Origin of the sequence: Georgenia sp. AZ-5 (genome assembly GCF_043952095.1) — a bacterium.
In the GTDB taxonomy this organism is placed as follows: Bacteria; Actinomycetota; Actinomycetes; order Actinomycetales; family Actinomycetaceae; genus Georgenia.
The window spans coordinates 3,096,240-3,121,864 of the sequence record NZ_JBINOU010000001.1; the positions used below are offsets into that span (position 1 = coordinate 3,096,240).

The window sequence follows — 25,625 nt, forward strand, 5'->3', positions numbered from 1 at the left end:
TGGGGGCGGGCCCGAGCGGGAGTGCGCTCCAGCTTCTGCTCGTCCACCCGCGCGCCGATCACGCGGCCGCGGCCGCTCGCCCGAGTGCCGCTGTCGACCGCCGGCTCCGCCGCTGGAACGTCATGACCGCGAACAGGTTCGGCAGGAACGCCAGCCAGCAGGTGATCGCATACGCCGCGGCGAACAGCGCGTCGAAGTCCCCGCGGTGCACGGTACCCAGGATCGGGAGCTGCGCGAGGATCAGCAGCGGCAGCCAGATGCGGAACGTCACCGCCGCGAAGGTCAGCGCGAAGTTCCGCGTCATCCACCTCGCGTGGTCGCGGTACCTGCGCTGCCGGGCGGCGCGGTAGGCGACGACGGCGGTCACGCCCCAGGCGACGTCGCCCACGAGCAGCCCGGCCGCGGCGACCGGCCCGCCGGTGGAGAGCAGGGCGGCCGGCACGCCGACCAGCGCGGAGGGCAGCACACCGGCGAAGAGGTACGTGCGCCCGATCCACCGGTGCACGCGCCGGTGCGCCCGGATGCGTCGGGAGAACTGCAGCGGGCCCACCGCGAGGGCGACCGCCGCCGTCGTGATGTGCGCCATCAGCACGGGGTAGTGCCACGGCACCTCCTCGCGCAGGCCGACCTGCGACGTGGAGGGGTCGAACCCGAAGTAGACCACCGCGGCGTACCCGACCACGCCCAGCGACAGGAGCGCGACGACGCCCAGCAGCACACGGTGTCGGCGCGTGCGGCGGCGGTTCGGCCGGCGGGGCCCGGCGGGTGCGGACGGGGCGGTGGCGGCGGTGACGCTCATGCAGGCGATGCTGCCCCGCGGGGGCGACGGCGGACCTCCCCCTGCGGTCCAGACCTCGGCCTGGACCGGAGGCCGAGTCGCCTCAGGAGCCTCCCGGGGTGACCACCCCGTGGTCGAAGGCCAGCACGATGGCGGCCGCCCGGTCGCGGACGTCGAGCTTGGTGAAGATCGCCCCCACGTGGGACTTCACGGTGCCCTCGCTGACCACGAGCGCCGCGGCGATCTCCCGGTTGGTGGCGCCGCGCGCCATGCGGCGCAGCACCTCGAGCTCGCGCTCGGACAGCGCCTCGAGCCGTCGGACCTGCCGCTGCGCGGGGGCGACCGACCCGCGATAGGCGGCGAGCACGCGCGGTGTGACCGCGGGGTCGAACCAGGCCGCGCCGCCGGCGACGCCGCGGGCCGCGGCGATGAGCTCGGCCGCCGTTGTGTCCTTGAGGACGAAACCCGCCGCGCCGGCCTCGATGGCGCCCCACAGCACCTCGTCGTCGCTGAAGGTGGTGAGCACGAGGACGGGCGGCGGGTCCGGTTCGGCCTGCAGGAGCCGCGTCGCCTCGAGCCCGCCCATCGTCGGCATGCGCACGTCCATCAGCACCAGGTCCGGGCGCCGCTCGCGCACGGCCGGCAGCACCTCGGTGCCGTCGGCGCACTCGGCGACGATCTCGAACCCGTCCTCGGGGCCCAGGATGCGCGCCACCCCGGCCCGGACGATCTGCTGGTCGTCCGCGAGGACCACCCGGATCACGACGACACCGCCTCTTCCCCGGCGCCGGCCACCGGCTCCGCGTGGCCGAGCCACGCCCGCAGCTCGTCGGGTGTGGGCTCGGCCGTGGGATCGAGCGGGAGGACGCACCGCACCGCCCAGCCGGTGCCGGCCGGCCCGGCGACGAGCCGCCCGCCGGCCGCCCGCGCTCGCTCATGCATGGAGACCAGGCCATGGCCGCGTCCGACCGGACCCTGCCGAGAGACGCCGTCGCTGTCGACGGCGAGCCGGACCGCCCTGCCCGTGACCTCGACGGTGACGGTGGTGTGGGCCCCGGGTGCGTGCTGCGCCGCGTTCGCGAGCGCCTGCTGGGTGATGCGGTACGCCGTCAGCCCGACCGTCGCGGAGACGGCGAGGTCGCCGTCGGCCTCCAGTCGCACGGGCAGGCCGGCGGACCGGTAGGTGCCCACCAGATCGCGCACCCGGGCCAGGCCCGGCGCGGGCGCGTCGGCGGCGTCCTCCTCGCGGCGGAGCAGCTCGACGGTGCGGCGCAGCTCCTGCATGCTGGCCCGCCCGACCTCCTCGGCGGTGCGCAGCGCCTCGTCCGCGGCGTCGACGTCGCGGCGCAGCACGTGCCGCGCGCCGGTGATCTGCAGCATGACGGCGGCGAGCCCGTGCCCCACCAGGTCGTGCACGTCGCGGCCGATGCGCTGGCGCTCGTCGATGACCGCCCGCTCGGCGAGCTCCTGCCGCGCCCGGGCCAGCTCCGCCGTCACCTGCTCCAGCCGGCGGATCGTCACGCCGAGCACCGCCGGGAAGAGGATGCCCAGGGTCCAGATGCCCCACGCGATGTGGGCGACGGGCGAGAGGACGTCGACCAGCACCGGCGTCAGCACGCAGGCCGCCACGACGACCGCGGCAAAGATCCGGTTCGGCTCCCACCCGGCGACGGTCAGCGCGAGGAGCGAGAGCAGGAAGATGCCGGGCTCGTGCGCGCTGTCCCACAGGGCCACGGCCACGGCCACCGGCGTGACGACGGCCAGTACCGGCATGAGCCGTGGCCACCGGTACCAGAGGGCGAACAGGGCGACGGGCACCGCCAGCAGCGCCGCCTGCCACCACGCGCCGCGATCCACGAGGGCCGCGAGGAAGAACAGCGCCGCGAGCGGCGTGACCAGCCGTCGGCCGGCGAGCGGCTCGCGCAGCGCGGCACGCGCGGGTCCCAGCATGAACGTGACGCTACCGCGTCGGGGCATCGCGAACCCGGGCCCCGAGCGCTGCTCAGAGCCGCCGCACCGGCGTTCCCCGACGTGGTGAGGAGGGCTCCGAGTCGGTGAGGAGGGCGCCGACGCCGGTCCGCCCGGTCAAGCCGGGCTGAGGTCATGAGCGCCGACGCCACCGGCTTCGCCCACGAGCACCCCGAGGTCCAGGACGCCTCGGGCCCGGTGGTGCTGGCGCCGCCGGCTGCGGCGCCGGGTCCCGCCGCCACAGCCCGATCGATACGAGAGACCGCACAGTCAAACGTGCCCCTCAGCCGACGACGCCATGCTCCTCGGGCAGAACCGTCACCTCGCAGCGTGGGCCCGCCGCTCGCGCGATGCGCGCATCGGCGATCATCAGTGGACAGTCCAGCTCCTCGGCGAGAGCGACGTAAGTGGCGTCGTAGGCGGTGAGGTTTCGCCGGAGCTCCCAGACGCGAGGCAGCAGCGGATGGACAGCGAACCGCGTGAGCCCAAAGCTGCGCCAGGCCTCGAGCGCAGCGCTTGCCACCGCTTCGGGAACGCGAGCGCCCACCGCGAGGCCACGCAGTCCACTCGCCACCTCGACGTCGACCAGGTGCGGCGCCATGACCCGTTCGGACCCGATCGCCTCGTGAGCGCTTCCGTGGCCGAGCAGGCCTTGATCGCCGCAGACGCGTCGAGCACGATCACCGTCCGGCACGCCCCTCATCCATGGCGCCGACGATGTCCTCGTTGGTCACGTCGATCATCGGTAGGTCGGCAAGCAGGCTCGCGTTGGAGGCCCGCGCCGCGGCGGCGGTGAGCTCGCGCACCGCGAACGCCGACACGGACATGCGCTCGCGGCGGGCGAGCACCTCGAGGTTGTCCGCCACCTCATCGGGGACGTTGCGCAGGTACAGAGTCCTCATGTTGCACAATGCTAGCGTCGGCGCACCACCCGCATGGTGCTTGGACGACGTAGCGCGAAGCAGGCGCTCACCCGGCTGGGGCTGGACCACCTACGCCAGCGGGGCGGCGTGCCTCTCGAAGTACGCCGTCATCGGCGGGTGGACATCGTCGAAGCCATGCTGGGGAGATCCGTCCCGTGCGGCCACACCGAGAAGACGACATCTCGCCACTTCGGGGTGGAGTCAGCTCTCCAGCTTCTTGACGATGCGCTGGACGGTGAGCCAGGTGCGGGTGGTGATGTCCTTGCCGTAGGTCTTGTCCAGCCAGGACATGAAGTCCGGGGTCTTGCCGGGGTCGCTGTTGTCGATGACCGCGAGAAAGACGCGGGCCGCCGTGTCGTAGCCGACGATCCGGGTCAGCGGATCGGGCGACGCCGGCAGCCGCGCCGGGGCCCTGGCGCCGTCCTTGAGGAAGGTTGCGGTCAGGTAGGTGCCACGTCCGTGCGTCAGCCCGGGGAAGGGGTCGCTGTCCAGGAGGGCGCGCAGCTCGGAGTGCTCGCGGATGATCGTGCCGCCTGCGATGCCGAGCCCGCTGCTGAGCGCGCGCTGGATCCGCCGTTCGAGCGCGGGGACGTCGGCCTCGGCACTGCGGAACACGATGTTCCCGCTGGCCAGCACGGAGGCCACGTTCTCGAACCCGAGCGCCTCGAACACGCCGCGCAGCTTGTCGTTCGTCATGTTCGGCAGGCTCGGCGCAATCCCGCGCAGCAGCGCGGCGTACCCGTACACCGCGCCGAGCGTAGCCAACAGCGACGGCTGACGTCACTGACCCGACGCTGCGCCGTCCCCATCCCCTCGCGCTCGGTGCGGACCATGGCTGGCAAGCACCTGAGGAGGCGCCACATGCTGCAGCGAGAATCGACGTCCACCCCTGCCCCGTCCCGCCAGACGGCAGTGTCGGAGCCCCGGGCCGAGCGCAGGCCCGCGGGCCGCCACCTTTCGCCGTCGTCCAGGGGCGCACCGCGGCCGGGCTGCCGCCGCCACCGTCTCGGGGCCGGGACCACCGACACCGACCGGGTCGTCGCCCTCCACGCGTGGAACTGCGTGACCGACCCATGGGACGCCGTCGCACGCGGCCGCGGCCAGGCTGAGGCGGTCCTCGACCTCACGGCCTAGTTGAGCTGGGAGCACGACGACGCCGGCACGTTCCACCTGCTCGCCCTCGGCGTGGACCCGTCGAAGTCCCAGCCGGCAGGGAAGGTGACGCATGCCTTCCGTGACCCGGCCTCCTACGACCTCGCGATCGTCCACCTCACCCACACCCAGTACCTCAGCCAGGGCGCGGTACGTCGCGCACACCGGCGATCGTCGCGAGCTGGCTGTGGCCTGACGCCTACCGACAAGCGCCCTGCCGAAGTTCATCGCGACGTTGGTGCCGCAGGTGCTACGCGATCGAGGGCGTGGCCCATCCGCCCGCGGAACTACCCGGCCGACCACCCGCGCATCGACGTCCGGCGGCGCAAGGAGCTGATGGCCGTCATCAACGTCGGCACGACGCCGTGGCTGGCGAGCCCGCCGCGCTCGACCGGGTGCGAGCGATGTGGCGGCAGGTCCGCCCGCTGGCCGAGTGGGTCATCGCGAAGATCGGCCCCGACTGACCACGTTTTCGCCCCGGCACTCGCCGCCCAGCTCTACATTGCGAAGGACGCCGGTGATCCCGGCGACCGTGAACACCCGACTGCAACGGAGCGCGGCAGACGCGCGAACGGTTCCCGCGCTCCCACCACCAGGTGAGGGGTTTGACGTGATGACCGTCGACGACGACCAGCTTCGTGAGATGTACCGCCGGATGACCCGCATCCGGCAGTTCGAGAACACCACCAAGGACCTGCTGCTCCGGGGCGAGCTCTACGGCGCCTTCCACACCTCCACCGGGCAGGAGGCGTCCATCGTCGGCTCTTGCATGGCCCTGCGCCCGGACGACTACATGGTCGGCACGCACCGCTCCCACGGGCACCCGATCGGCAAGGGCGCCAAGATCGACCGGCTGCTTGCCGAGCTCATGGGCAAGGAGGCGGGCATCAACCAGGGCAAGGGCGGGTCGATGCACCTGTCCGACTTCGGCATCGGCTCCCTGGGCGAGACGTCGATCGTCGGCTCCGGTCTCCCCGTGGCCACGGGCGCCGCACTTGGTTCGAAGCTGCAGGGCAACGACCGGGTGACCCTGTGCTTCTTCGGCGACGGCGCCTCCTCCGAGGGCACCTTCCACGAGTCGCTCAACCTCGCGGCACTTTGGACGCTGCCCGTGGTGTACGTGTGCGAGAACAACGGCTACGGCGAGATGACCGCCACCCGGAACGCGGTGGCCATCGAAAACATCGCCGACCGCGCGGCCGGGTACAACATGCCCGGCGTCACCGTCGACGGCCAGAACGTCCTGGCCGTGTACGAGGCCGTCGACGCCGCCGTCCGCCGCGCCCGCGCCGGCCAGGGCCCCTCCCTGGTGGAGACCAAGACCTACCGGTTCGACAACCACGCGATCGGCCTGCCGATCGAAAACTACCGCCCGGCGGAGGAGGTCGAGGACTGGAAGGTCAACCGCGACCCGCTCGAGCTCTACCGCGCCGCCCTCACCGAGCGCGGCTGGGACCCCATCGCGCTCAAGGAGATCGACGAAGAGGTGGCCGGCGAGATCGCCGCCGCCGTCGAGTTCGCCCGGACGAGCACCGCGCCGCCGCTCGAGGCGGCCTACACGCACGTGTTCACCAATCCCATCCCCATCGCGCGCTGAGCGCCGGCAGAGAGCAGGACGTGATGCACACCGTGACCTACCTGCAGGCGCTCAACGAGGCCCTGCACGAGGAGATGGCCCGCGACGAGCGGGTCTTCATCATGGGCGAGGACGTCGGGTGGAACATGCTCGGCGCCACCGGCGGGCTCAGGGAGGCGTTCGGCACGGAGAGGGTGCGTGACACCCCCATCGCCGAGGCCGGGTTCGTCGGCGCAGGGGCCGGCGCCGCGATGGTCGGCATGCGCCCGGTGGTCGACATGCTCATCGCCCCGTTCCTGTACGTGGCGTTCGACCAGATCGCCTCGATCATCGCCAAGTCCACCTACCTCTACGGCGGCCAGGCGAGGATGCCGCTGACCCTGCGCGCCCCGATGATCTACGGCGCCGGCAACGCCGCGCAGCACTCCGACCGCCCCTACTCGACCTTCATGTCCATCCCCGGGCTGAAGATCATCGCCCCGGCCACGCCGCACGACGCCAAGGGCATGCTCAAGGCCGCCATCCGCGACGACGACCCGGTGATCTCCTTCGAGGACTTCAGCCTCGCCGGCCTGCGCGAGGACATCCCGGACGAGGATTACCTCGTGGACCTGGGCAATGCCGCCGTCCGCCGCGAGGGCACCGACCTGACGATCGTGGCCGTCGCCGGCGCCGTGCCCCAGGCCGTCCGGGCCGCCGAGCAGCTCGACGGCGGCGGCGTCTCGGCGGAGGTCATCGACCTGCGTTCCATCGTCCCGCTGGACCGCGAGACGATCATGGCGTCGGTGGCCAAGACCGGCCGGCTCGTCGTCGCCGACCCCGCGCACGAGATGGGCTCGGTGGCCTCGGAGGTCTCCGCCGTGGTGGCCCAGGAGGGCTTCTGGGACCTGCAGGCGCCCATCGTCCGGGTGACGACGCCGCACACGCACATCCCGTTCAGCGCCCCGCTCGAGCGGCCCCTGTACCCCAGCGCCGAGCGGATCGTCACCGCCGCCCAGCGCGTCATGGCCTGAGGAGGGCGCCGTGGCTCTGGAGATCCGGATGCCCATGTGGGGCATGGGCATGCTCGAGGGCACCATCGTCGAGTGGTACAAGCGGGAGGGCGACGCGGTCGAGGAGGGCGAGGCGCTCGCCGAGATCGAGGCGGCGAAGACCATCGAGGACCTCGTCGCGCCCGCCGCCGGCGTGCTGCAACGGATCCTCATCCCCGAGGGCGCGACGGTGCCCGTCCAGGAGGTGCTGGCGATCCTGGCCGCCGACGGCGAGGCCGGCTCGGGTGGCTCGACCGCGGCGACGACGGCGGAGCGCTCGGAGCCAGGCCCGGTCCCGACGGCGGGCGGCGGGCTGATTCCGGCCGCCGCCGCCTCCGGCGGGGCGGCGGAGGCACCGGCCGCCGGGCCGGTGCGCAACGTCGTCCCGCGCGCCCGGCAGCGCGCGAAGGAGCTCGGGGTCGACCTGGCGGCCGTGACGGGCAGCGGGCCGGGTGGGCGGATCGGCGTGGAGGACGTCGAACGGGCGGCGGCCGCTTCCGCTGCGGCGGCTCCAGACGACGGGAGCACCATCGCGCTCACGGGCATGCGAGGCACGATCGCCCGGCGCATGCGCGAGTCGCTGCAGTCCACGGCGCAGCTCACGCTCGTGACGACGGCGGACGTCACCGAGCTGGTCGAGTACCGGGAGTCGCTGGAGAAGCGGCCGAGCTACACCGACTTCGTCGTCAAGGCCGCCGCCTTGGCGCTGCGCGAGCATCCGCGGCTGAACGCCACCATCGACCGCGACCGAATCCGGCTGCTGCCCGACATCCACATCGGGGTCGCCACGGCCGTGCCGGACGGCCTCGTCGTGCCGGTGATCCGGCACGCGGACAGCACGCCGCTGGCTCGGATCGCCGAGGAGTCCGCCGCCCTCGTGGCGAAGGTGCGCGCAGGTACGTTCGGCGCCGAGGACGTCAGCGGCTCGACCTTCACGGTCACGTCGCTGGGCGGCCAGGGCGTCGACGCCTTCACGCCAATCGTCAACCCGCCGGAAGTGGCCATCCTCGGTGTGGGCCGGATCGTCGACCAGCCGGCCCGCGACTGCGACGCGCTGGTCTGGCGCAAGGTGGTCACGCTCAGCCTGACGATCGATCATCAGGTGGTCGACGGCGCGCCCGGGGCGGCGTTCCTGGAGACGTTGGGTGAGCTGCTCGGGAGCCCGGACGTGCTGGCTGGTTGATCCCGTCATTGTCTCGCTCGTCGGCGCGGGAGGCCAGCGAGCCGATGGAGCCGCAAACGGCGGACTGACCGGGCCGCCTGGCTTCGATCGAACGACTGGGTTGATCTACGACTCCCGGCAGACGCACGCAGACCCGCTCCTGGCAAGAGGCTCCGGGTGGGCTCCGCATGAGCGCCTTGCTCAGGGCAGTCCGGCGCGGTCGAACTCCTGCTGGAGCCGCGGCCGTCGGCGGTGCGTCTCGCGGAGCGCGGCGATGAACTCCTCGACCTCCGCGGCTTTCTCCGACCCGACTGCGAGCTTGCGCATCTTTGCCAGGCGACGAGCGGCAATCCGGTAGTGCTGGGCTGCCGCCTCGCTGAGCTCGTGCTCGACCAGCCGGGAGAGCACCGGCAGGACGGCGAGGCGGTCGGCCTTCTCGTAGGCCTTCGCGAGGTCGCTCCAGACCCGGTCGTCCTCAAGCCGGAGGGAGTGCGCCAGGCTCCAGGCGAGCCGGACGCCCTGGAGAGACAGCAGCGCGAAGCCGACGGCATCTCGCGGCGAAGTTGCGTGGGTGCGGATCACCGCCTCGACGTCGCGATCTAGAACGGCGAGGCGTCGGGCGTTCCAGTCGAGCGTGAACCACTCGTGGGAGTGCGCTGAGGACCACCGCTGCTCCTCCGAAGGGCGGGGGCCGAGGCCTGCCTCGAGCGCGTCGAGTCTCGCCCGGTAGGCCGCCATGCCCTTCTTGCCCAGTGCCGGCGCGTAGTGCACCGGGTCGATGGTGAAGAAGTCGCACTCGTTGTCGAACTGGAACGTCACCATCCACTCGACGAGCCTCGACGGCGGCACGTGGGCGGGCCCCGCGAGCCTGGCATGGAGGCGGAGCAGACGACGGCAGGCATCTCCGATGATCCCGCTCGAGTCGTCCGCCCGCATGATGACCCGGAGCGCCGAGGCGATCGCCCTTCTGCGTCACGCCGAACGCGGTCGCGGGATTCTCTGTGGCGGCGGCCTTTTCGAGGATCGCCACCGCCTCGAGCATCCGGTCACCGTGCGCGTTCGCCGCGTCCCACCGATGCAGGTCGGTACGTGTCCGAATGAGCGGGAGCACGTCGTCGGCGAGATGGCGCACAGCCAGGATTGTCTCCTACCCGACGACGGCGACGGCGGCGCACACACCTCGGCAAGGGCTACGGCCCGTCTGCCTCGCCGACCGGCTCCCCCGCCTGGACTGCACACTCGAGGTCCAAGCCCCGACGCCGGCGGCCCCGTGACAGACGATCCCGGTCGGCCGCTAGTTCGCCCACCGGGCAACCCATGGCAACTCCTGGCAACTTTTGGACCGGCTGTGACGGCAACCGGGAGGGTCGGCCGGGCGCGCAGGGGGTGCGCCCGTGATGGAAGGCTCAACGATGACCAATCCTGCGACAACCGGACCTACCCGCCGGACGGTGCTCGGCGGCATCGCGGCCGGCACGGCACCCACGCTGATCGGCCAGCCGGCGTACGCCCAGAACCGTCGCCCGCCGCACGCCACCCGCAACCGGGAGCGCGAGCTGCTCAACGAGGGCTGGCTGCACACGCTGGGCGACCCGGCCGGTGCGCAGGCGCCCGGCGCGGACGTCACCGGCTGGGAGAAGCTCTCGATCCCGCACACCTGGAACGCCAAAGACTCCCTCGACGACGAGGCCGGCTTCTACCGGGGCCCGGGCTGGTACCGCAGCGGCGTGAAGATGACGGGCAAGCTGAAGGACAAGCGGGTCTTCCTCTACTTCGAGGGCGCCTTCCAGGTGGCCGACGTCTACGTGGACGGCTAGCGCGTGGGCGGCCACGTCGGCGGCTACACGGCGTTCAGCGTGGAGATCACCGACCAGCTGCGCCGGGTCCAGCCCGGTCGTGAGGCCGTCGTCGCCGTCCGGGTCGACAACACCCACGTCGACGACATCCCGCCCTTCTCCGGCGACTGGACGTTCTACGGCGGCCTGTACCGCAACGTCTGGCTCGTGGCCACCGAGGAGGTCCACCTCGACGTGCTCGACCACGCCTCCCCCGGCGTGCGGGTCGACACCCCGGTGGCGACGGCGAAGCAGGCCGCGGTCCGGGTGCGCGGGCGCGTCGTCAACGACTCGGCCAAGACCGCCGACGCCCAGGTGCACAGCGCCGTCGTCGACGCCACGGCGTGACCGTCGCCGAGGTCCGCCAGGACCTGCGGCTCGCCGCCGGTGCCGCGCACGAGTTCACCCTCGAGCTCCCGGCCATCGCGGAGCCGCACCTGTGGTCCCCCGAGTCGCCGTACCTGTACCACGTGGTCACGGTCGTCGACTCCGGCCAGGGCCGCCGCGACCGCGTCGACGCCCCGCTCGGCGTGCGCTGGTTCTCCGCCGATCCGGCAGAGGGCTTCTTCCTCAACGGCAAGAGCTACCCGCTGCGCGGGACGAACCGGCACCAGGACCAGGTCGGCAAGGGCAACGCCCTGACCGACGCCGAACACATCCGCGACCTGCAGCTCATCAAGGACATGGGCGCCAACGTCGTCCGGCTCGCCCACTACCCGCAGGCGCCCGCGGTGCTCGAGGCCGCCGACGAGCTCGGCCTGGTGATCTGGGAGGAGGCGCCCATGGTCAACCGGGCGATCCTCACGGAGGAGTTCATCGAGAACCACCTCAGCAACATCCGCGACATGGCCCGGCAGCACTACAACCACCCCTCGATCGTCGTCTTCGGGACGATGAACGAGATCCTGCTGCGCCGTCCGAGCCCGCAGCCGGCGAACTACCTCGAGTGGACCCGGGACATGCTCCAGCAGGGCGAGGACCTCCTGCGCGCCGAGGCCCCGAACCGGCTGACGGCGATGGTGGGCCACCAGCAGGAGTCCTACAACGAAGCCGGCATCGCCGACATCCCGATGATCTGGGGCTGGAACCTCTACCACTGCTGGTACGGGGGCCGGGCGGAGCAGTTCGGGCCGTGGCTCGATACTCAGCACGCGCGCTACCCCAACCGGGTGGTGTGGGTCTCCGAGTTCGGCGCGGACTCCGACGCCCGCCTCCACCGGGTCGTGCCCGGCGACCTGCTGCGGCTCGCCGGCCAGGCCAACTACCAGGACCAGAGCATCGAGTACCAGCAGTACTACCTCGAGAGCTACCTACGCCAGATCGACGAGCGGCCCTGGCTCGCCGGGACCACCTACTGGTCGCAGTTCGACTTCGGCTCGGAGTCGCGCACCGGCTCGGTCCCGCACGTGAACACCAAGGGCCTGATGCTCGCGGACCGCAGCCCCAAGCCCGTGTACCACCTCATGCAGGCCTGGCGCGGGGTGGACGTGCTGCACATCGCCGCCGAGCTGTGGGACAACCGGGCGGGTGTGGGGCCCGATGGCGCCACCGGTTACCAGCCGGTCGAGCAGACGGTCACGGTGTACTCCAACGCCGCCGAGGTCGAGCTGACCCACAACGGGACGTCCCTGGGTGTGAAGGCCACCGACTCGATCGGCTACGTCTCCTGGCTGGTGCCGTTCGTTGACGGCGAGAACCGGCTCGCCGCCGCCGCCACCGCCCCGTCCGGGAACCGGCTCACGGACGAGAAGACCGTCCGCTTCACCTACCACGCACCGACATTGGCCGACGCCGAGGTGCCGTTCGAGCGGCTCAGCCTGTCGGCGGGCGCCATCGTGCAGTACGAGGACCCGGACGGCACCGTCTGGCTCGAGGACCGGGAGTACAAGCCCGGCTCCTACGGCGCCGTCACCAGCGACTTCACCGCCGGGTACGGGTGGATGAAGAACAACTGGGTCAACGACTCCGACGAGGACCCGCTGTACCAGACCTACCGCAAGGGAATGTCCGCCTACCGCTTCGACGTGCCCGACGGCACCTACGAGGTGACGTTGCGCTTCGCGGAGATCACCTCCGCCGGCGACACCGGCGGCGACGGGACTGCGGTGCCGGCGCCGGCGCCGGACGGCACCGTCCAGGTGCCGGTGGGCTGGCGGGTGTTCGACGTCGCCGTCAACGGCACGGCGCTCGAGACGGGGCTGGACCTGGTGGCGAAGGTCGGCCAGCACGCGCCGTACAACGTGACGACGACGGTGACAGCGAGCGGCGGCCATGGCATTGAGATCGGCTTCACCGCGGTGAAGAACCTCCCGGTGGTCAGCGCGATCGATGTCCGGCGCGCCTGACGAGCGGTCTGACGACGGCGGCCGGTCCCATTCAGGGGCCGGCCGCGGCCGTCTCGCGAGATGAGGTAAACCGCCGTTTCGCGTTGGAGTCACTGCTGGCCACCGTCAGCCGGCGCGAGGCATACGACGAGCCGTCGGGTACGCAGGAGATACAAGGCGCCGACCGGCGCTGAGTGCGACCCCACCGACCGATGAGCGGCACTTGGCCTCTTCCAGGGCCGCGTCTTGGAGTCGGTGTCCTCGCGGAACGTGGCGCGATCGGACCGCCGGGCACCCATCAGGTCGCCTCGGCGCGGCAAAACGGGCGGGACTCGTCGGACATTCTGCAGACATTAGAGACTGCGGTGGGTAATTCGGCGGTGGTCCGCTATTCAGTGCCAGCATTCTGGCAATTCGCCGAGCTTGAAGCACATCAACTGGCACGTCGCGTCATAGAAGGGTCTGGGTTCGTCTCGCCTACCGCTCTCGGCCGGCACCTGGTCTGGACATACCATTCCCCGGGAACAGTCGGATACCCAAACCCGAACGGGGATCCCATCGCGTTTGAACATCCATTCAGTACGCTAGAACGAGCGCTCTACGCTGGAGAAGCCCCGCCACCACTTGGACTTCAAACCCACTTGGCGATCGTTGCTGCGGCCGCGAGAGAGGCTTCCCGATCAGCAGCCGAGGAAGCAGCACAATGGCTGAGTCAAATACGAAATTCGATCGACGTCGGATCACCGACCTTCGAGCAACTGGAACATTTCGCAACAATTCAGCTCACCGCCTCCGCCGCCGGTTGTCACTGGTTTCTGATCGGAGCGTGAACAATTCCCACAGCTGGCGAGGTGATGCGATGCCGACCGCTCGAAGCAGTTGAGTGCATCGACATCGAGATCCGCCACGGAAACCTACCGATTTGAACCGCTAAGTACCGACGCCGACTGCCAGCCCCGGGAGGACAGGGACGTGGGCGAAACCGCCCTGCGATATTAGTAGAACAGTATGTGCTCGTACCTTGAAGGGGCCCCGTACGGCACCCAATTGGGAGCCGAGCGTTGGCGACCGGCACCAAGGAGCGCTGGGACTTATCCGGCTCTTCGGAGTTGCGGTGGGGTGGGTGACACGCCGATCAGGACGGGTTCCATCTGAATAGAGGTCGAGGTCCCCAGGATCAGTAGCGACCAAGCTGCATGACCCAGAGGGACCTCGACGTTGGACCACCCTACCCAGGCGTGTTCGTGCTGCGCCGAGCACGACGCGTACTGCGACCGTTGCGACATCTTCTTCGGTATTGATGGCATCCATGTCACCGCGGTGGGCCGCGACGACGACGGCCTGACCGTCACTGTTGAGGCCCCGCGGCGGCTGAAAGGCTGCCGCCGGTGCGGGGTCGTGGCCGTCAGCCACGGCCGCCGCACGCGGGTCATCCACGACATCTCCGCCCTCGGGGCCCCGGTGCGGGTGATCTGGCGCAAGCGCACGTGGTCCTGCCCGGACCCCGACTGCCAAGTGGGAGTGTTCTCCGAGGACTTCCCGCCCCTGGCTGCCCGGCGGGCCAAGCTGACGACGCGGGCGATCTGGTGGGCCATCAACCAGATGCGCCGCGAGCACGCCTCCGTTCAGGGCCTGGCCCGCCAGCTGGGCGTCGACTGGCACACCGTCTGGGACGCGATCAAGCCGGAGCTGGAGACCATGGCCAAGGACGAGTCCCGCTTCGCCGGCGTGCAGATCCTCGGGGTCGATGAGCACCTCTGTGGCACCACCCCCCCCACAAGGCCAAGGACAAGGGCCCCACGGAGATGACCGGCATGGTCGACCTGTCCCGCGACGCCAAGGGCAAGACGTGGGCCCGGCTGCTCGACCTCGCGCCGGGCCGGTCAGCGAAGGTCTACGCCGACTGGCTCAAGAAGCGTGGCTCCGCCTTCGCCGGCGGCGTCCAGGTCGCCACCCTCGACCCCTTCCGCGGCTACGCCAACGCCATCGACGATGAGCTCGAGGACGCCACCGTTGTCCTCGATGCCTTCCATGTCAGCAAGCTCGGGGTCGACGCCGTCGACGAGGTCCGCCGCCGCGTCCAGCAGGACACCCTCGGCCACCGCGGCCGCCGCGACGACCCGCTCTACAAGGTCCGCAACATTCTCCGTGCCGGCGCAGAACGACTCACCGCGCGGCAGTGGGAGCGGCTCGAGACCTATCTGCCTGCCGGCGACCCGGACAGCGAGGTCTTCATCGCCTGGCAGTGCTACCAGCGGCTGCGCTCGGTCTACCAACTCCCGGACCTCACGGAGGCGAAGAAGGTCGCCGAGCAGATCGTCCTCACCTTCCACACCTGCCCCGTCCCCGAGGTCGCTCGGCTCGGCCGCACGCTGCGCCGGTGGAAGGAGCAGTTCCTCGGCTACTTCACCACCGACCGGGCCAACAACGGCGGCACCGAAGCGATCAACGGGATCATCGAGCTACACCGCCGCATCGCCCGCGGCTTCCGCAACAGGGACAACTACCGCCTGAGAATGATCCTCGTCGGCGGAGGACTCACCCACCCGCAACTCCGATGAGCCACTTATCCCTCCAGCACATGCGTATGCGAGTGTGGACGCGGCGAGCGCAATGCGCCACACGAGCCAGATCAATAACGAGGCCCCCACTTCTCTGCCATCTCGGAGGAGGACACGGCTCGGTTCAGCACTTGGCGGACCATACGGATATCAACCAGCAGGAGAACGTTGGAGAGTGACGTCGGCCGGAACAATGAGCCAATGAAGACCGTAGACGAGGAAATCGCCGAGGTCCCAGGCTGTCGCGCGAGGCCCTCCAGCACGTCATCGACATCGCCCGACGCCTCGCGCCGGAGGTCCGAGGACGGCATGCGCTACGGGATGCCGGCGCTGAAGGTGGCGGGCAGGCCGTACGTCAGCGTGATCGCCGCGGCGAAGCACCTCTCGCTCTTCCCGTTCTCGCCCGCGGCGATCGACGCCGTGCGCGCGGAACTGGCCGGCTACTCGCTGTCGAAGGGCACGGTGCGGTTCTCCGCCGAACGGCCACTTCCCGACGACGTCGTCGAGCGCCTCCTCAGCGCCCGGCTGGCGGAGATCGCCCGGCGGGTAGACGCTCATGTGCGTCGGCGACCGCTCAGGGGTGGAACGGCCAGGTTGAGGGCCTATTCGTCGCGATGGAGATGACGTCCGCCGTGATCCCGTAGACCCCCCAGGCGACCATGACGACGAACAGAACCCTGCCGGCAACGGTCACGGCGTCGCTCTGCCACAGCCGCATAGCTGCCTCCGACCGGCTGATACCGAACGCGACGGCGACCGGCACGGCGACAACCACCAGCCCGAGGTTCAGCGCGGCCACGCCGAGCCCGACCCCCAACCACACAGGGCCGCGACGCGCCCAGCCGCTTGGCGCCTCCAGCCTGTCTATGAACGTCGGGGCGAGGAGCCCGAACAGCGTCGGGATCGCGACGAACGAGAGGACGGCGAGCCACTCCGGTTGCAGGGCCGAGTAGTCGAACGACGGGTGGTCGTGCACGAGGAACGCGCCGCCGATGTTGCCCGTGAAGAGCGCGAACAGCCCCGCCCGGGCTCGGCGCGACGGCGGCAGCACCCGCCGCACCCACAGGTAGACCAGGCCCGCGATCGCACCGAGCGCGATGGTGGTGACGAAGAAGTTCAGCGTGCCGCCGAACGAGATCTGGCCCACCGGCTGAATGTCGTCCGTCAACCGACCACGAAGGTGCGACGGTGACGTCACGGTCAAGAGCCCCATGAGCAGCCGGCCCAGCACGCCACCGATGAGCAGACCGACGAGCCCGCCCCCGACGGCGCCCGCCGCCAGCGTGCGCCAGAACGACACCACCGTGGGGCGTGCCGGGGCGCCGCGGTCGACGGGCGGGTCCTTGACCTTCGACATGCGTGCCTCCGTACCGCCGACTCCCCAAGGCGACAGGATGCCCGCGGACGGCCTGCCTGTCAGCGAGTTCGCCGCCCGGGAGCCGTGGGTCCATGACCGGCAGATCTCACCGGCCCACGCATAGGCTGCCGACATGCCGAATCCCACCGCCGCGATCCTGGTCATCGGCGACGAGATCCTGTCCGGGCGCACCCGCGAGGCGAACGCCTACCACCTCGCCGGCGAGCTGGCCCGCGTCGGAATCGACCTGCGCGAGATCCGGGTCGTGCCCGACGACCACCACGTCATCGTCGACGCCCTCAACGCCCTCCGCTCCGCGCACACCCACGTGTTCACCTCGGGCGGGATCGGGCCCACCCACGACGACATCACCGCCGACGCCGTCGCCGCGGCCTTCGGCGTCGGCATCGACGTGCGCGACGACGCCCGCCAGCTGCTCGAGAACGCGCTCGCCGCGCGCGGACTCGCCGTCACCGCGGACCAGCTGCGGATGGCCCGCATCCCGGACGGCGCCACGCTCATCGTCAACGGCGTCTCCGGCGCGCCCGGGTTCAGCATCGGCAACGTCCACGTCATGGCCGGGGTGCCGAGCATCTTCGTCGCGATGGTGGACGCCGTCCTGCCCACGCTCGAGGCTGGCACCCCGCGCCTGTCCCGCGAGGTCCGGTTCGAGGTGGGCGAGGGCCGGATCGCCACCCCGCTGCGTGACCTCGCCGCGGACATGCCGCACGTGAGCGTCGGCTCCTACCCGTTCCGCGAGGGCGAGGTCCGGGGGACCAACATCGTCGTGCGCGGCACCGACCCGGCGCTGCTCGACGAGGTGGTGGCGCGGCTCGAGGCAATCCGCGCCGCCGTCGGCTGAGCCGCCGGACCCCGCGGCGTCGGGGCACTGAGCGCTACGCGGACGCTCGGGAGCTGGACCCCGGTGGCGCGCCGCTCGGCCCTGAGACTCAGGTGTCCCCCATGGGGCCGGCGCGGTCTTCTCACGCCATAGCGGCCGGAGCATGCTGAGGGCATGGCCGATCGCGAGGACTTCCTGAGGTGGGTCGAGACCTCGTTGTACGAGGCGGAGCTCGCGCTGCACAACGGCGACGCCGGTCCTCGCCGGGCGCTCTGGTCCCGCGCCGAGCCCGTGAGCATCCTCGGTGCGTTCCGCAACGCGCACGGGCGGGCCGAGGTGGAGGAGGTCTTCACCTTCTTGGAGCGGACCTTCTCCGACTGCACGTCCTACATGTTCGAGTTGCAGGCGTATGACGTGGGGGGCGACATGGCCTACACGGCCGGTCTTGAGCACACCTCGACCTCCGTGGACGGCCAGCCGCGCAGCTACACCTTGCGGGCCACCCAGGTGTATCGCCGCGAGGGCGGTACCTGGAAGGTGGCCCATCGGCATGCCGACACCGTCACCGCGTGAACGGGGGCCGAGCCCCGTCAGTGCCCGAACGCCTCCGCGAGCCACCAGGCCGGCTCGTCCGCGCGAACCTTGGCGTCGATGAGCAACGGCCGGTCCCGCGGCCCGGCCACCCACGCGGCGACGGCGTCGAGGTCCTCCGGGCCGCGGACGGTCACCGCGTCGAAGCCGTACCCGGCGCCGACGGCGGCGATGTCCGTGGGCGGGAAGGTGACCGTCGCGAGCGGCTCGCCGGCGAAGTGGTGCACCTCGGCGCCGTAGGCGTCGTCGTTGTAGACCACCACCACCATCGGCAGCCCGAGGCGTCGCACCGTGTCGAGCTCCGCGGCCGCCATGAGCGCGCCGCCGTCGCCGAGGGCCGCCACCGGCAGCCGGCCGGGCTGGGCGAGCGCCGCGCCGATCGCGGTGGCGAGCCCCAGCCCGATGGACTGGAAGGCCTGGGTGAAGCAGAACCCCCGCTCGTCCGGCACGGAGAGGAACATCGAGGGGTAGCCCATGAAGTTGCCCGAGTCGACGGCCACGACCCGCTCGGCGGGCAGCAGGTCGTCGAGCGCGACCGTCAACGTGCGCGGGTCGATGCGCCCGGCCCCGGAGGTGTCCGGGTAGGGCACGTCGCGCCAGCGGAGCCCGCGTGCCAACCGGTCGCGGACCTCGGCTGTGCGGTAGCCCGTCCCGGCACCGGCGAGGTCGCCGCCCGCGTCGGAGCCGAGCGATCTCAGCACGACCTCGGCGGTGGCGGCGACGTCGCCGACGATCCCGACCTCGAGGCGCCGGTGAACGCCGAGGGCCTCGGGGGTGTCGTCCACCTGGACCACGGTGGCGCCGTCGGCGATGAGCCGGCCGTGGCGCATGGTCCACATGTTCAGCGCGCACCCCCAGCCGACGATCAGGTCGGCGCCGGCGATGAGCTCGGCGGCCAGCGGGGAGGAGAACCCGCCGGAGACGTCCAGGCTCCACGGGTCGTCGTGGAACAGGCCCTTGGCGACGGCGGAGGTGGCCAGCAGCGCGCCGCACCGCTCCCCCAGCGCCCGCAACGCCTCCCGGGCGGCGGCGGAGCGGGCGCCGCGGCCCGCGACGAACACCGGCCGGCGCGCCCCGCGCAGGGCGGCGATCAGCCGCTCGACGTCCGCCTCGGCCGGCCGGACCGGCGCGGGCGGGCCGGGCAACGGCGGGATCGCGGGCTCGCCGGCGTCGAGGTCGGCAACGTCGATGGGCAGGTTGAGCAGCACCGTGCGCCGCTGGTGCCGGGCGGTCGCGACGGCGGCGACGGCGTCCCCGGCGGCGGCGGCCGGGTCGGCGATCCGCAGCGGCACGGCGCCGACCGCCCGGCCGAGGGCGTCCTGGTCCACGTGGAAGTTCGACGTCGGGGCGCTCGCCTCCGCCGCCACCACGACCAGCGGGGTGCGGGACTTCGCCGCCTCGGCCAGGCCCGTCATCGCGTTGGTCAGCCCGCAGCCCTGGTGCACGGTGACCGCCGCGACGGTCCCGGCGGTGCGGGCGTAGGCGTCCGCCATGGTGGCCGCCCCGCCCTCGTGCCGGGCCGCGACGAACCGGGCCCCGGCGTCGACCATGGCGTTGGTGACCCGGAAGTTCCCCGAGCCCACCACGCCGAACACGTGGTCGACCCCGGCGGCGACGAGCGCCCGCCCGACAACCTCGGCGACGCGCATCAGCGCTCGACGAGGGCCAGGACGCGGGCCGGGGAGCCGGAGCCGCCGACGATCTTGAGCGGCGGGGTGATCAGCACCGCGCCGGTGGCCGGCAGCCGGTGGAGGTTGGTCAGCTGCGTGAGGCCGTACTTGCCGTTGCCCAGCAGGAAGGTGTGGCACGGGTAGGCGGGGTCGAAGCCGCCGGCCGCGCCGGCGTCGGTGCCGACGGTCTCCACGCCGATGCCGAGCAGCGGGCTCTCCTCGGCGACCCAGCGGGCGCAGTCGGCGGACATGCCGGGGCTGTGCGGGCCGTCGCCGTCCCTGTTGATCATCTCCGCCTGCGTGGTGCGCGCGGACCAGCCGGTGCGACACAGCAGCCAGCCGCCATCGGGCAGCGGGCCGTGCGCGGCGACGAAGGCGTCGAGGTGCTCGCGGGTGACGACGAAGTCGGGGTCCGCGGCCACCCGCGCGGAGACGTCGAGGACGACCGCGGGGGCGACGAGGTGGTCGGCGGGGACGGAGGCGATGTCGGCGAGGTCCTTGCCGCTGACCCAGTGGTTCGGGGCGTCGAAGTGCGTGCCGGTGTGCTCGCCGGTGCGGAAGTTGTTCCAGTACCAGGCCGGGCCGCGGTCGTCGTAGCGGGAGATCTCCTCGAGCCGGAAGTTCGCCGTCTGCCCGAACTGCTCGGGCAGCTCGAGGATGGGCGTGTCCTCGGTGAGAGGCGCGGTGAGGTCGACGACCTCCACGGTTCCGGACCGCAGCGCGTTGACGAGGTCGGCTAGCACGGCCATGTGAGCTCCCTTGCTGGATATGGCCACAGCGTGGCACATCCATGCCGGTCGGGAACGTGCGTCCGGGCGGTGGATGACCGTGAGACCACCGGCGCGGGGCCCGGTGCCGCGGCACGTGGGTCCCGGGTAGGTTCCCCGGTGTGAGGGAGCGCGGACGCACGGTCGAGGTCGAGTCCCTGGCGGACTTCGACCAACGGGTCGCCGACGGGGCGCTGGCCATGGCGGGCTGGCACCTGCAGAACGTCGACCTGAGCGAGCGCGGCCCGGTGCTGCGCCGGCTCGACCCCACCGGCGCCCTCTTCCTCGGCTGCGGGCTGAAGGAGGTGGACGAGCAGAGCCTGCGCGCCCGCGGCGCCCTGGTCTTCCCGGAAGTGCCCGACGTCCCGGTCAACCAGTACCGCGCGACCCTGTACACCCCCGGCGAGCTGTACGACCACCTGGCGACGAGCTACCACGACACCCTCGACGCCCGCGTGTACGCCTGGTCGCAGCAGGAGCCGGCCCTCGACCGCAGCCTGGCCAAGGCGCTGCACGACCACTCCATCGACGACGCCCTGCGCGACTTCGCCCAAGGTCGCGACCTCGTCGGCATCATGGGCGGGCACGCCCTGGCCCGCGGCTCGGCGTCCTACGCGGCGGCCGCCCACCTGGCCCACCGGCTCGCCGGGACCGGCCTGACCGTGGCCACCGGCGGCGGCCCGGGCGCCATGGAGGCGGCGAACCTCGGCGCCTACCTCTCCGCCCGGCAGGCCGGCGAGCTCGACGCGGCGCTGGACCTGCTCGCCGCCGTCCCGGGCTTCACCCCGTCGGTGCAGGACTGGGCCCGGACCGCCTTCGACGTGCTCGACCGGTGGCCGGAGGGCGTGCGCTCCCTCGGCATCCCCACCTGGCACTACGGGCACGAGCCGCCCAACGCCTTCGCCACCGACATCGCCAAGTACTTCAAGAACGCCATCCGCGAGGACGTCCTCCTGCACCTGGCCTCGGCCGGGATCGTGTTCCTGCCCGGCGCGGCCGGCACCGTGCAGGAGATCTTCCAGGACGCGTGCGAGAACTACTACGCCGACCGCTCGGCGGTGGCGCCCATGGTGCTCGTCGGGCGCCGGCACTGGACCGAGACCGTGCCGGTGTGGCCGGTGCTGCAGGCCCTGGGCAGTGGGCGGGACATGGGCGCGCACCTCCACCTGGTCGACAGCCTCGACGAGGCGGTCGCCGTGCTCGCGGCCGACACCAGTGGCGCACGCGTGCTGGGATAGGCGGGCGACGGCGGCGCCCGCCCGCGCCCGCGCCGTCAGGCGGGCCCGTAGTCCAGGTGCACGACGCCGTTGTCGTAGACGTCGTGCGCCCGCAGGGCGAGCTTCGTCGGGTCCACCCCGTCGGCGAACAGCCGCGCCCCTGTCCCGCGCGCGACCGGGTAGACGAACAGGTGCAGGTCGTCGACGAGGCGGTCCGCGAGCAGCGCGCGGACGAGGGTGCCGCTGCCGGACACGTAGATGTAGCCCTCCGTCTCGTTCTTGAGCCGGCGGATCGCCTCCGGGTCGTAGGCCATGGTGGTCGACGGTCCCCACTCGACGTCCGGCTCGCGCGAGGCGACCACGTATTTGTGCGTGTCGTTGAAGAACGGCGCGCCGGGGTCGTCCTCGGCCGTGCGCGCCGACCACGCGGGTGCGAACATCTCGTAGGTCCGGCGGCCCAGGAGGATCGCCGTCGACACACCGGTGATCGCCCCGAGGGTCTCGGCCATCTGCGGGTCGAAGCCATACTCGAACGTCCAGCTCGGGTCCTCGAACACGCCGTCGAGCGCGATGAACTCGTGCACCGCGATGGTTCCCATGGACTGACCTCTCTGCTCGGCAATATCGGGGCACAGCCTTCGCTAGCGGGCCGCCGCCGTCAACGGTTGCGTCCACCGGGCAGCTCTCCAGCCCCGCAAGAGCCGCTCCGCGGCGCCGGTGCGGCAGAGGTTCAGAAGAGGGCGAGCTGGGCAGGTGCTGCGGCCTCCGGCGCCGGCTCAGGTGCTGCCGTGCGCGCCCACCGGCGCGGGACTCGCTTGTCGAACCCGTGCCGCCGGCGCGCCCGCGTCGCCCGCTCCGCGAGCCACTGGGCGTAGTCCTTCGGGGCGTAGGAACCCGAGCCGTACAGCCGGCGGTACCTGGGCACGAGCTCCGGGTACTCGCGAGCGAGCCAGGCCATGAACCACTCGCGCGCCCCCGGGCGCAGGTGCAGCGCACCGGTCGCGACGTCGGTCGCGCCGGCCTCCGCCAGGGCGGCGAACAGCGCGTCGAGCTGCTCCTCGGAGTCGGTCAGCCACGGCAGGATCGGCATCGCCAGCACCGAGCACTCGAGCCCGGCGTCGGTCACCGCACGGATGAGGTCGAGGCGCGCCTTGGGCGTGGGCGTGCCCGGCTCGACCCGCTGCTGGAGCTCGGGGTCCACCAGGGCCAGCGACACCGCCACCGAGACGGGCACCGTGCGCGCCGCCTCCACCAGCAGCGGCAGGTCCCGCCTGAGCAGCGGGCCCTTGGTGAGGATGGAGAACGGCGTGCCGGACTCCGCGAGCGCCGTGATGATCCCCGGCATCAGCCGGTAGCGGCCCTCGGCCCGCATGTACGGGTCGGAGTTGGTGCCGAGCGCGACGTGCTCGCGCCGCCACGATGGCCGGGCGAGCTCCTTGCGCAGCACCTCCACGACGTTGGTCTTGACGATGATCTGCGTGTCGAAGTCCCTGCCCGAGTCCAGGTCCAGGTACTCGTGCGTACGGCGGGCGAAGCAGTACGTACACCGGTGCAGGCACCCCCGGGTCGGGTTGATCGTCCAGCTGAACGGCATCGAGGACTGCGCCGGCACCCGGTTGAGCGCGCTCTTGCACAGCACCTCGTGGAACGTCACCCCGGCGAAGTCGGGCGTCTTCACGCTACGGACGAGGCCCGCGAGCGGCAGCAGCGCCGACTCGTCCGTGCTCTTGAGCTCTTGCCCTTCCCATCGCACACACTCATTCGAACACACATTCGATTACGGCGTCCAGGCCCACCCTCGACGAGCCGCCCGGAAGCGCTCGGTTCGAGGCTGTGCTGGTCGAGGCGGCGGTCAGCGGTGACGCCAGCAATCCCGGCGGACCGGCTGCCGCACCGAGCGGCCCGACCGACGGCGTCCCCAAGCCGAGTACGACCGGCTCACCGACCGGGCACGCAACCTTCCTCGAGCACGCGATCCGCGGAACCGCGACGTAACCCTCCCCGCCGGCGTGGTCCCCCGGGATGATGACCACCATGGGCGACTTCACCGGGTTCCCGCTGTGGGGGCCACAGTTCTACGCCGAGCTCGAGCACCACAACACCCGCGAGTTCTGGGCGGCGCACAAGGCACGGTGGGAGCGCGACGTTCGTGACCCGATGCGGGAGCTCGTCGCGGCGCTCGAGCCGGAGTTCGGCCCGGCCATCGTGTTCCGGCCCTACCGCGACGTCCGGTTCAGCGCCGACAAGTCGCCGTACAAGACGCACCAGGGCGCGATCGCCGGCCCGGCCCCCGGGTTCGGGTACTACGTCGGCCTCGACGCCGACGGCCTCATCGTCGGCGGCGGGTTCCGGTCGCACTCCCCCGACCAGACCGACCGCTTCCGCCGCGCCGTCCACGCCGACGACGGCGGCGTGCTGCCGCGGATCGTCGAGACCCTCCTGGGCCAGGGATACGTGATGGAGGGCGCGTCCCTGAAGACCAGGCCGCGCGGCTACCCCGCCGACCACCCGCGGATCGACCTGCTCCGACGCAAGGAGCTCATGGCCGTCACGAACGTCGGCACCCCGCCGTGGCTGGCCACCCCGGCCGCGCTGGACCACGTCCGGGCGATGTGGGAGCAGCTCCGGCCGCTGGCGGAGTGGGTGGTGACGAACGTCGGCGCGGAATGAGGCGACGCCGTGCGAGAGACCCCGGGGTGAGGCCGGCCGGGCCGGTCACTCCTGCGCCTCACTCCTCCGCCGACAGCGCCCTCGGCGCCGGCGCCCACCCGATCGCCGGGGCCACGTGCTCGGCGATGCTCGCCAGGAGGTGCGCGTTGTAGTCCACCCCGAGCTGGTTCGGCACGGTGAGCAGCACCGTGTCCGCCGCCTGCACGGCGGCGTCCCGCGCCAGCTCCGCCGCGACGGCGTCCGGCTCGCCGGTGTAGCTCTTGCCGAACCGCGCCCGGACACCGTCGAGGATGCCGACCTGGTCGTGCCGCTCGTCGTCCCGGCCGCCGAAGTAGGCCCGGTCCAGGTCGTTGGTGAGGGGGATGACGCTGCGGCTGACCGACACGCGCGGCTCGAACTCCCACCCCGCCTCCCGCCACGCATCCCGGAAGACGGCGATCTGCTCGGCCTGCAGCTCGTCGAACGGCACCCCGGTGTCCTCCGTCAGCAGCGTCGAGCTCATGAGGTTCAAGCCCTGCTCGGCGGTCCACCGCGCGGTGGCCCGGGTGCCCGAGCCCCACCAGATCCGCCTCTCCAGGCCGGGCGATCGCGGCTGGACCGCGAGCACGCCGTCGGAGCCGGTCATGGCCGGGTTGGCGCGGGCCACCGGGGCGCCGGCGATCGCGGCCCGGAAGACCTCGGTGTGCGCCCGGGCCATGTCGGCGTCGCTCTGCCCCTCGCCCGGGACGTACCCGAAGGACTCGAAGCCCCGCAGCGCCGGCTCCGGCGAGCCGCGGCTGACGCCCAGCTGGAGCCTTCCGCCGCTGAGCAGGTCCGCCGCGGCGGCCTCCTCGGCCATGTACAGCGGGTTCTCGTACCGCATGTCGATGACGGCCGTGCCGATCTCGATGCGCGAGGTGCGCACCCCGATCGCCGACAGCAGCGGGAAGGGCGAGGCCAGCTGCCGCGCGAAGTGGTGCACGCGCACGAACGCGCCGTCGATGCTGAGCTCCTCCGCCGCGACGGCGAGCTCGACGCTCTGCAGCAGGGCGTCGGCCGCGGTGCGCGTGTGCGACCCCGGGACCGCCTGCCAGTGCCCGAATGACAGGAATCCGATGCGCTTCCTCGGCGTCTCGCCCCGTGCTGCCATGTCGTTCCCTCCCTCCGTCGCGGCCGTCCTGCCGCGCAGGACAACCGCGTCCGGCGTCGCATATTCCGCTCCA

Annotated in this window: 26 protein-coding genes; 13 read left to right on the plus strand and 13 right to left on the minus strand. The window is 71.8% G+C overall.

What is annotated here, in order from left to right:
* Positions 1-58 precede the first annotated feature (58 nt).
* The 6 genes from ACF0H8_RS14470 to ACF0H8_RS14495 form a co-directional block, all read right to left on the minus strand.
* Positions 59-799: a DUF2306 domain-containing protein gene (locus tag ACF0H8_RS14470; protein ID WP_395289590.1), complete on the minus strand. Its 741-nt coding sequence runs from the start codon at positions 797-799 to the stop codon at positions 59-61.
* An 82-nt stretch (positions 800-881) separates the two neighbouring features.
* A complete protein-coding gene (locus ACF0H8_RS14475; protein WP_395289591.1) occupies positions 882-1,541 on the minus strand; it encodes a response regulator in 660 nt (219 codons plus the stop codon).
* Positions 1,538-2,728 carry a sensor histidine kinase gene (locus tag ACF0H8_RS14480; RefSeq protein WP_395289592.1) on the minus strand — a complete coding sequence of 397 codons (1,191 nt, stop codon included), beginning with the start codon at positions 2,726-2,728 and terminating at the stop codon, positions 1,538-1,540. Before ACF0H8_RS14480 ends, ACF0H8_RS14475 begins: the two co-directional genes overlap by 4 nt.
* A gap of 301 nt (positions 2,729-3,029) precedes the next feature.
* The gene (locus ACF0H8_RS14485) at positions 3,030-3,440 is read right to left on the minus strand and encodes a type II toxin-antitoxin system VapC family toxin (RefSeq protein ID WP_395289593.1); all 411 of its coding nucleotides are present in this window, start codon (positions 3,438-3,440) and stop codon (positions 3,030-3,032) included.
* A complete protein-coding gene (locus ACF0H8_RS14490) occupies positions 3,427-3,648 on the minus strand; it encodes a hypothetical protein (protein WP_395289594.1) in 222 nt (73 codons plus the stop codon). Before ACF0H8_RS14490 ends, ACF0H8_RS14485 begins: the two co-directional genes overlap by 14 nt.
* A gap of 222 nt (positions 3,649-3,870) precedes the next feature.
* Entirely contained in the window at positions 3,871-4,416 is a 546-nt protein-coding gene (locus tag ACF0H8_RS14495; RefSeq protein WP_395289595.1) for a DUF1697 domain-containing protein, read from the minus strand.
* A 1,018-nt stretch (positions 4,417-5,434) separates the two neighbouring features.
* On the opposite strand from ACF0H8_RS14495, the gene ACF0H8_RS14500 reads away from it, so the two are divergent.
* The 3 genes from ACF0H8_RS14500 to ACF0H8_RS14510 are packed head-to-tail and all read left to right on the plus strand — an operon-like array spanning position 5,435 to position 8,611.
* Positions 5,435-6,418: a thiamine pyrophosphate-dependent dehydrogenase E1 component subunit alpha gene (locus tag ACF0H8_RS14500; protein ID WP_395289596.1), complete on the plus strand. Its 984-nt coding sequence runs from the start codon at positions 5,435-5,437 to the stop codon at positions 6,416-6,418.
* Between the two features lie 23 nt (positions 6,419-6,441).
* Positions 6,442-7,410: an alpha-ketoacid dehydrogenase subunit beta gene (locus tag ACF0H8_RS14505; RefSeq protein WP_395289597.1), complete on the plus strand. Its 969-nt coding sequence runs from the start codon at positions 6,442-6,444 to the stop codon at positions 7,408-7,410.
* Between the two features lie 10 nt (positions 7,411-7,420).
* On the plus strand, positions 7,421-8,611 hold the full coding sequence (locus tag ACF0H8_RS14510) for a dihydrolipoamide acetyltransferase family protein (protein ID WP_395289598.1): 1,191 nt from the start codon (positions 7,421-7,423) through the stop codon (positions 8,609-8,611).
* A gap of 180 nt (positions 8,612-8,791) precedes the next feature.
* Here the strand turns inward: ACF0H8_RS14510 and ACF0H8_RS14515 are convergent, their stop codons facing one another.
* Entirely contained in the window at positions 8,792-9,526 is a 735-nt protein-coding gene (locus ACF0H8_RS14515) for a hypothetical protein (RefSeq protein WP_395289599.1), read from the minus strand.
* 476 nt (positions 9,527-10,002) lie between these two features.
* Between ACF0H8_RS14515 and ACF0H8_RS14520 the strand changes: the two genes are divergently transcribed.
* The 6 genes from ACF0H8_RS14520 (at position 10,003) to ACF0H8_RS14545 (ending at position 15,934) form a co-directional block, all read left to right on the plus strand.
* Entirely contained in the window at positions 10,003-10,407 is a 405-nt protein-coding gene (locus ACF0H8_RS14520) for a hypothetical protein (protein ID WP_395289600.1), read from the plus strand.
* Positions 10,408-10,410: 3 nt separating this feature from the next.
* Positions 10,411-10,773, plus strand: coding sequence for a hypothetical protein (locus ACF0H8_RS14525; protein ID WP_395289601.1), 363 nt, complete (start codon positions 10,411-10,413; stop codon positions 10,771-10,773).
* Entirely contained in the window at positions 10,770-12,770 is a 2,001-nt protein-coding gene (locus tag ACF0H8_RS14530) for a glycoside hydrolase family 2 TIM barrel-domain containing protein (protein ID WP_395289602.1), read from the plus strand. Before ACF0H8_RS14525 ends, ACF0H8_RS14530 begins: the two co-directional genes overlap by 4 nt.
* 1,197 nt (positions 12,771-13,967) lie before the next feature.
* Positions 13,968-14,558 carry a helix-turn-helix domain-containing protein gene (locus ACF0H8_RS14535; RefSeq protein ID WP_395289603.1) on the plus strand — a complete coding sequence of 197 codons (591 nt, stop codon included), beginning with the start codon at positions 13,968-13,970 and terminating at the stop codon, positions 14,556-14,558.
* On the plus strand, positions 14,555-15,310 hold the full coding sequence (locus ACF0H8_RS14540) for a transposase (protein ID WP_395289604.1): 756 nt from the start codon (positions 14,555-14,557) through the stop codon (positions 15,308-15,310). Before ACF0H8_RS14535 ends, ACF0H8_RS14540 begins: the two co-directional genes overlap by 4 nt.
* Positions 15,311-15,511: 201 nt before the next feature.
* Positions 15,512-15,934 (plus strand): iron chaperone, encoded by a 423-nt coding sequence (locus ACF0H8_RS14545; protein ID WP_395289605.1) that lies wholly within the window; start codon positions 15,512-15,514, stop codon positions 15,932-15,934.
* Here the strand turns inward: ACF0H8_RS14545 and ACF0H8_RS14550 are convergent.
* On the minus strand, positions 15,885-16,667 hold the full coding sequence (locus ACF0H8_RS14550) for a hypothetical protein (RefSeq protein ID WP_395289606.1): 783 nt from the start codon (positions 16,665-16,667) through the stop codon (positions 15,885-15,887). The genes ACF0H8_RS14545 and ACF0H8_RS14550 overlap by 50 nt on opposite strands.
* A 133-nt stretch (positions 16,668-16,800) precedes the next feature.
* Here ACF0H8_RS14550 and ACF0H8_RS14555 point away from each other — a divergent pair, with 133 nt between their 5' ends.
* Entirely contained in the window at positions 16,801-17,529 is a 729-nt protein-coding gene (locus ACF0H8_RS14555; RefSeq protein ID WP_395289607.1) for a competence/damage-inducible protein A, read from the plus strand.
* A 153-nt stretch (positions 17,530-17,682) separates the two neighbouring features.
* A complete protein-coding gene (locus tag ACF0H8_RS14560) occupies positions 17,683-18,081 on the plus strand; it encodes a YybH family protein (protein WP_395289608.1) in 399 nt (132 codons plus the stop codon).
* Between the two features lie 17 nt (positions 18,082-18,098).
* On the opposite strand, the gene ACF0H8_RS14565 is transcribed toward ACF0H8_RS14560, so the two are convergent.
* A complete protein-coding gene (locus tag ACF0H8_RS14565; RefSeq protein WP_395289609.1) occupies positions 18,099-19,748 on the minus strand; it encodes a thiamine pyrophosphate-binding protein in 1,650 nt (549 codons plus the stop codon).
* On the minus strand, positions 19,748-20,518 hold the full coding sequence (locus ACF0H8_RS14570; protein ID WP_395289610.1) for a cyclase family protein: 771 nt from the start codon (positions 20,516-20,518) through the stop codon (positions 19,748-19,750). Before ACF0H8_RS14570 ends, ACF0H8_RS14565 begins: the two co-directional genes overlap by 1 nt.
* Positions 20,519-20,658: 140 nt before the next feature.
* Here ACF0H8_RS14570 and ACF0H8_RS14575 point away from each other — a divergent pair, with 140 nt between their 5' ends.
* The gene (locus ACF0H8_RS14575; RefSeq protein ID WP_395289611.1) at positions 20,659-21,774 is read left to right on the plus strand and encodes an LOG family protein; all 1,116 of its coding nucleotides are present in this window, start codon (positions 20,659-20,661) and stop codon (positions 21,772-21,774) included.
* Positions 21,775-21,809: 35 nt separating this feature from the next.
* Here the strand turns inward: ACF0H8_RS14575 and ACF0H8_RS14580 are convergent, their stop codons facing one another.
* Both ACF0H8_RS14580 and ACF0H8_RS14585 read right to left on the minus strand, forming a co-directional pair.
* On the minus strand, positions 21,810-22,352 hold the full coding sequence (locus ACF0H8_RS14580) for a dihydrofolate reductase family protein (RefSeq protein ID WP_395289612.1): 543 nt from the start codon (positions 22,350-22,352) through the stop codon (positions 21,810-21,812).
* A gap of 131 nt (positions 22,353-22,483) precedes the next feature.
* Positions 22,484-23,506 carry an Rv2578c family radical SAM protein gene (locus ACF0H8_RS14585; RefSeq protein ID WP_395289613.1) on the minus strand — a complete coding sequence of 341 codons (1,023 nt, stop codon included), beginning with the start codon at positions 23,504-23,506 and terminating at the stop codon, positions 22,484-22,486.
* 281 nt (positions 23,507-23,787) lie between these two features.
* Here ACF0H8_RS14585 and ACF0H8_RS14590 point away from each other — a divergent pair, with 281 nt between their 5' ends.
* Entirely contained in the window at positions 23,788-24,423 is a 636-nt protein-coding gene (locus ACF0H8_RS14590; RefSeq protein WP_395289614.1) for a DUF2461 domain-containing protein, read from the plus strand.
* Positions 24,424-24,481: 58 nt separating this feature from the next.
* On the opposite strand, the gene ACF0H8_RS14595 is transcribed toward ACF0H8_RS14590, so the two are convergent.
* On the minus strand, positions 24,482-25,552 hold the full coding sequence (locus ACF0H8_RS14595; protein WP_395289615.1) for an LLM class flavin-dependent oxidoreductase: 1,071 nt from the start codon (positions 25,550-25,552) through the stop codon (positions 24,482-24,484).
* Positions 25,553-25,625 lie beyond the last annotated feature (73 nt).